Source organism: Hallella absiana (assembly GCF_025457485.1).
Lineage (GTDB): Bacteria > Bacteroidota > Bacteroidia > Bacteroidales > Bacteroidaceae > Prevotella > Prevotella absiana.
In genome coordinates this window covers 189,468-195,836 of the sequence record NZ_JAMXSP010000003.1, presented here as the reverse complement: position 1 = coordinate 195,836, position 6,369 = coordinate 189,468, and the positions used below count along the sequence as shown (strand labels likewise).

Genomic DNA, 6,369 nt, shown 5'->3' with positions numbered 1-6,369 from the left:
GCTGACGCCGAGGAGCTGCTCTCTGCCATTGTTGAGGAAAATCCGAAGTTCCATAAATTCTACGTACTATACAATATTAATGCAGCTTGAGCGTATGCTCATTCACTTGCGAAACTTGAGGTACAGGACTTTCGCTTAGAAATCTCAAGTATGCCAGACAGTGGTATTCTTTTTATTATCAGCAATTTACAATTAGGCAACCATATGTTGCCCAATTACCCACAATGGTAGCAACTGCAATTGGGCAACAGGCTGTTGCCCAATTTGAAATGCCCGACATTTTCGCTGAGATTGGTTGGAGTCATCACATTATTATAATGTCTAAAGCCAAAGACTTGGATGAAGCTTTATTCTATATACATAAGACGATAGACGAAGGGTTGGGGCGTGAGGATCTGAGACGTTTCATAGAGAATGATGAGTATGGCAAGCATGGCCATGCATTGACAAACTTCTCGGAGACGCTGCCTACAGTGCAGGGAAACTTGGCGAAGGAAATATTGAAAAGTCCGTATAACTTCGATTTCCTGCAAATGAGCGAGAAATATAGTGAACGGGATTTCGAGGATAATCTTTCACGGCATATCACGGATTTTCTTTTGGAGTTAGGCAGTGGATTCGCCTTTGTCGGCAGACAGAAAGAACTTGTAATGCCGAATGGTAAGTCGTATCGTCCAGATATGATATTCTACCACACAAGGCTGCATTGCTATGTGGTTTGCGAGCTCAAAGTTGTGGATTTCGAGCCGGAGTTTGCAGGGAAACTCAATTTCTATGTATCGGCAGTGGACGAGTTGATAAAAGGCGAAGGCGATAATCCGACCATAGGCTTGCTTATCTGCAAGCACAAGGATGACATGACGGTGGAATGGTCGTTCCGTGGCATAGAGAGGCCTCTTGGTGTATCTGAATATGAGAATGAGCTGCGAAAGATAAAAGAAATGCTTCCTTCTGCTGATGACATAAAGGCTAATTTGGAAGCAGAAGAGACTAAGGATTGAGTATACGCGAACACCTGACGAACATCTAAGATGTATATGATGTCTATTTCGCCAGCGTGAATAATCGTCAGCAATAGTTAATGAGATATTTGGGATTTGGAGAAAAAGGCGTGATATAAAGTGGCATATCACGCCGTTACTGAGGGTATGCGTGTTCGTGATGTGTTCGTTTTTGAACATGAAAAAAGGAGTTACCTTGCCGTAACTCCTTGATTTTCAGTGTAGCGGGGGTGGGCCACGATCCCACGACCTCCGGATTATGAATCCGACGCTCTAACCAGCTGAGCTATCCCGCCATCATTTTCAGCAAAGGAGAAAAACACACGGTGATGGGTGATTTCTGAATTGCGAGTGCAAAGGTACACATTTGTTTTTGAACCTCCAAATATTTTGGCTACTTTTTGTTGCAACATTCGCTTTTCTGACTTTTTTGCATTAACTTTGCAGTCGATAGCTGGGGTACCTATATAATAATAGGAGTATCTCCCTGAGAACTTTCAATGTAGGACATAGGTTTAGCAGGACTGCCTAAGAAGTAGCTCCTTGCCAACATTCAGAGTGGAACGTGAGTTTGGTAGGGACGTTAATATAATGATAGGAGTATCTCCCTGAGGACCTTCAAAGTTGGATGTGAGTTTAGTGGGAGTGCTTATATATAATAATAGGAGTATATCCCTGGTGAGAAAAAGACAAAATGAATTTTCGGATAAAGAAACTCGACATATTCATAGCCCGTCAGTTTGGGCTGCTCTTCGCCGGAACGTTTTTCATCTGCCAGTTTGTGCTGATGATGCAGTTTCTGTGGCGCTATATCGATGACCTGATTGGCAAGGGCATCTCGTTGGACATCATGGCCCAGTTCTTCTGGTACATGGCACTGATGATGGTGCCCCAAGCTCTGCCTTTGGCTATTTTGCTGAGTTCTCTGATTACGTTTGGTAATTTGGGTGAAAGTTCTGAGCTGACGGCTATCAAGGCGGCGGGCATCTCTTTGATGCAGAGTTTCCGGTCGTTGATAGTCATCACTTCTTTGATCTGTGTCACCTCTTTCGTGTTCCAGAACAATATAGGTCCTACAGCGAATATGAAGTTGGCCCAACTTTTCCTGTCGATGAAGCAGAAAAGCCCTGAACTTGAAATACCCGAAGGGGTCTTCTATGATGGAATACCCAATTGCAACATCTATGTACAGAAGAAGAATCTGAAGACGGGAAAGCTCTATGGCATCATGGTCTATCGTATGACGGCGAGCTATGAGGACGCAGCCATTATCCTTGCCGACTCCGGTATGATTCAGTCTACGGCAGAGAAGAAGCACTTGCTGCTCAGTTTGTGGAGTGGTGAGTGGTTTGAGAATATGCAGTCACAGGAGTTGGCGGGAAGTGCCTCGGTGCCTTATCGCCGTGAGAGTTTTATCTCCAAACGTATCTATTTGGATTTTGATGCAGATTTCAGTCTGACCGATGCCTCGTCGCTATCCGGCAATGCCCGTGGGAAGAGTCTGAAAGAGATCGTCAACTCCATCGACTCTCTTAATGAGAGCTATGACAGCATAGGACGCGTGTCTTATAATCAAGCACGTACCTTCTATTTTGCCAACGTTCGTCTTTCCAAGAAAGACTCTTTGATGGCCGTAAAACGTGGTATGTCAAAGTCATTTGATATTGACAAAGTCTTCGAGAAGTCACCTGCTGAGCAAAAGCGGATGGCGGTGTCGGCAGCGTTGAGCAAGGCCCAAACGGCTGTCAATGACTTGGATTTCAGAAGCATGATGACTAAGGACAATGAGCGAATGGTACGTGAGCACCAGATCGAGGCTCAGAATAAGTTCATGTTGGCCTTACAGTGTCTGCTGTTCTTCTTCATCGGCGCTCCTTTGGGCGCTATCATCCGCAAGGGAGGTTTGGGTGTGCCGGTCATCGTGTCCGTATTAGTCTTTATCGTGTTCTATATCATCGACAACTCCAGTTACCAAATGGCGCGCAAAGGCATGTGGGCCGTATGGATGGGTCGTACGTTGGCACCGGTTGTGATGACGCCACTTGCTGTCTTCATTACATACAAGGCCTGCAACGATTCTATGGTGTTCAATGCCGATGCTTGGCGAGACATGTTCCGCCGCTTGTTAGGCTTGAGAACGAAACGCAGCATTCAGGGTAAGGAAGTGATCATCAATGAGCCGAACTATGCAGAGGACCATGACAAACTCCTTATTATTAATAAGGATGTGGTTGCTTACTCCAAGGCCCATAAACTCGTGGCTCCACCAAATGTCATCAAGGTGTTCTTCAAGTATCATCCCGATCATGAGATAGAGCGAGTGAATGATGAACTCGAAGCTGTCATCAAGGACCTCGCCAATACCCGCGATCCTTATGTCCTGCAGCAGATCAACCAATATCCCATATTGACGTTGAAAGCGCATACACGTCCGTTTGAGCGTAAGTGGCTGAACATCCTTTCTGCGCTTATCGTGCCGTTGGGCATGTTCTTCTATTTCCGCATGTGGCGTTTCCGTCTCCGCCTCTTACGGGATTTGAAGCAGATACGTTTTACAGACACAAACATTATCAATCATATAGAGAGAAAGCAGAGACTGGCTGCCGAGCTGGCTCATCGGTCAGAGGCCGAGCCCCAAGTTTCTGTGGATGAATAAGTAACAAATAAAGGAATCATAACATGGCAGACTTCAAACTTAGCAGCATCGAAGATGCAGTGAAAGACTTTAAGGAAGGTAAATTCGTCATTGTCGTAGATGATGAAGACCGTGAGAATGAGGGCGACCTGATTATAGCAGCAGAAAAGATCACTCCTGAGAAGGTGAATTTTATGCTCAAGAATGCGCGAGGCGTGCTTTGTGCGCCGATCACCTTGTCGCGTGCCGATGAGTTGGACTTGCCCCATCAGGTGGAAGAGAACACTTCAATGTTGGGCACACCTTTCACGATCACGGTGGATAAGTTGGAGGGTTGCACTACGGGCGTGTCTGCTCATGATCGAGCTGCCACAATACTTGCTTTAGCAGATCCCGCCTCCACCCCTCAGACTTTCGGTCGTCCGGGTCATATCAATCCTCTGTATGCTCAGGACAACGGCGTGCTGCGTCGTTCCGGTCATACCGAAGCCGCAGTGGATCTTTGTAAGTTGGCCGGTTTGTATCCAGCCGGTGCGCTGATGGAGATCATGAACGACGACGGCTCCATGGCCCGTATGCCTCAGTTGCAGGAGAAGGCCAAGGAGTGGGGACTTCGCATCATTACGATCAAGGACCTCATTGCCTACCGTCTCCGCAAAGAGTCCAGCATAGAAGTCGGCGAGGAGGTTGATCTCCCAACCGTCTATGGCCATTTCCGTCTGATCCCGTTCCGCCAGACCAGCAACGGTTTGGAGCATATGGCGCTCATCAAGGGAGAATGGAAGGACGACGAGCCCATCCTCGTGCGTGTCCACTCTTCCTGTGCAACCGGTGATATCTTGGGCAGCATGCGTTGTGATTGTGGCGAACAGCTCCACAAGTCCATGCAGATGATCGAGAAGGAAGGCAAGGGCGTAGTCATCTATATGCAGCAAGAGGGTAGGGGTATCGGCCTGATGAACAAGATCGCTGCCTATAAGCTTCAAGAGCAGGGTATGGACACCGTAGATGCCAATGTCCACCTTGGCTTCAAGCCCGACGAGCGCGATTATGGTTGTGGCGCGCAGATGCTTCGTCATCTCCATGTCCATAAGATGCGGCTGATGACCAACAATCCTACTAAGCGTGTCGGTCTGGAAGCATACGGCTTGGAGATCGTAGAGAATGTACCCATCGAAGTGACACCCAACCGTTACGACATTAAGTATCTGAGAACCAAGCGGGATCGTATGGGACATCAGCTGCATATTAAATGATGTGTAGGTAATACGATTGTAACATTATTATTTCAATTTGAAAATAAAAAGCATGTTTCTTTCGTTATAACGAATAAAATGCTTACTTTTGCAAATGAAATCATATTAAAGGAATCACTATGGCACAATTATCAGACCGTCTGAATCGATTGGCACCTTCTGCCACGTTGGCTATGTCTCAGAAAAGCAACGAGATGAAAGCCCAGGGTATCGACGTTATCAATATGAGCGTGGGTGAGCCGGACTTCAACACTCCGGAGCATATCAAGGCAGCCGGAAAGAAGGCTATCGATGACAATTACTCCAAATATTCTCCCGTGCCGGGTTATCTGGCACTGAGAAACGCCATTTCGGAGAAACTCGACAAAGAGAATCATCTCCAATACAGCAATAAGGAGATCATTGTCGGTACGGGAGGCAAGCAAGGTGTCTGCAATACGATCTTAGCCTTGGTCAATCCCGGCGACGAGGTTATCATCCCCGCACCTTACTGGGTCAGCTATCCTCAGATGGTGAAGTTGGCCGGAGGCACTCCGGTCGTCATCCGTGCCAGCTTCGAGCAGAATTTCCGCATCACAGCCAAGCAGTTGGAGGAGGCCATTACTCCTAAGACCAAGATGCTGATCCTCTGCTCGCCCAGTAACCCGACCGGTAGCGTCTACTCTCAAGAAGAGCTCAACGAACTGGCAAAGGTTGTTCTTGCTCATGAAGATCTGTTCGTCCTCTCTGACGAGATCTACGAACACATTAATTATATAGGCAAGAGCGCCAGCATCGCCTCTTATCCGGGCATGAAAGAGCGTACCATCATCTGCAATGGCGTCAGCAAAGCATACGCTATGACCGGCTGGCGTTTGGGATGGGTAGCAGCTCCCGAATGGATCGTCAAAGGCATCAACAAGTTGCAGGGTCAGTACACCAGCGGTACTTGCGATGTCAGCCAGATGGCAGCCCTCGCCGCTTACCAGAGCAGCCAGGATTGTGTCGAGGAGATGCGCAAGGCCTTTGAGAAGCGTCGTGATCTCATCGTGAGCCTTGCCCGTGAGATACCCGGACTGGAAGTCAACGTTCCTGAGGGTGCCTTCTATCTCTTCCCCAAGTGCTCCAGTTTCTTTGGCAAGAGCGACGGCAAGACCGTTATCAACAACTCTACTGATTTCGCAATGTATCTCCTTCAGGAAGGTCATGTTGCGACGGTTGGAGGAGATGCGTTCGGTGATCCCGACTGCTTCCGCATGAGCTACGCCACAAGCGACGACAATATCAAGGAGGCTATGCGCAGAATTAAAGAGGTAACGGCTCGTTTGAAATAAAAATTTGTTAAACAAGAAGAATTACTCTCTTAGTCAAGCATAAATTGCTATCTTTGCGTGTGGATTCCGCCGATAAAGTGGTTTTGGACGCGTAAGCGTGGTCTTTTGTAAGACGAAGAATAGAAAGATAACAACTTAAATTTACTATAAACCAAAAAATTATT

General features: G+C 47.3%; 4 protein-coding genes, 1 tRNA gene and 1 pseudogene. 5 read left to right on the top strand and 1 reads right to left on the bottom strand.

What is annotated here, in order from left to right; genetic code table 11:
* Positions 1 to 134: 134 nt before the first annotated feature.
* Together NG346_RS02795 and NG346_RS02790 are read left to right on the top strand one after the other, a co-directional pair.
* A pseudogene (locus tag NG346_RS02795) lies at positions 135 to 413 on the top strand (DUF1016 N-terminal domain-containing protein); the annotation flags it as partial.
* Between the two features lie 60 nt (positions 414 to 473).
* Positions 474 to 1,001 (top strand): DUF1016 domain-containing protein, encoded by a 528-nt coding sequence (locus tag NG346_RS02790; protein WP_262288267.1) that lies wholly within the window; start codon positions 474 to 476, stop codon positions 999 to 1,001.
* A gap of 222 nt (positions 1,002 to 1,223) precedes the next feature.
* On the opposite strand, the gene NG346_RS02785 is transcribed toward NG346_RS02790, so the two are convergent.
* A tRNA-Met gene (locus tag NG346_RS02785) sits at positions 1,224 to 1,297 on the bottom strand.
* A gap of 398 nt (positions 1,298 to 1,695) precedes the next feature.
* Between NG346_RS02785 and NG346_RS02780 the strand changes: the two genes are divergently transcribed.
* From NG346_RS02780 to NG346_RS02770, 3 genes are all read left to right on the top strand, one after another.
* Complete coding sequence (locus NG346_RS02780; protein WP_262288266.1) at positions 1,696 to 3,657, top strand: LptF/LptG family permease; 1,962 nt, start codon at positions 1,696 to 1,698, stop codon at positions 3,655 to 3,657.
* 23 nt (positions 3,658 to 3,680) lie between these two features.
* The gene (locus NG346_RS02775) at positions 3,681 to 4,892 is read left to right on the top strand and encodes a bifunctional 3,4-dihydroxy-2-butanone-4-phosphate synthase/GTP cyclohydrolase II (protein WP_262288265.1); all 1,212 of its coding nucleotides are present in this window, start codon (positions 3,681 to 3,683) and stop codon (positions 4,890 to 4,892) included.
* A 119-nt stretch (positions 4,893 to 5,011) separates the two neighbouring features.
* Positions 5,012 to 6,205, top strand: coding sequence for a pyridoxal phosphate-dependent aminotransferase (locus NG346_RS02770; RefSeq protein WP_262288264.1), 1,194 nt, complete (start codon positions 5,012 to 5,014; stop codon positions 6,203 to 6,205).
* Positions 6,206 to 6,369: the final 164 nt, after the last annotated feature.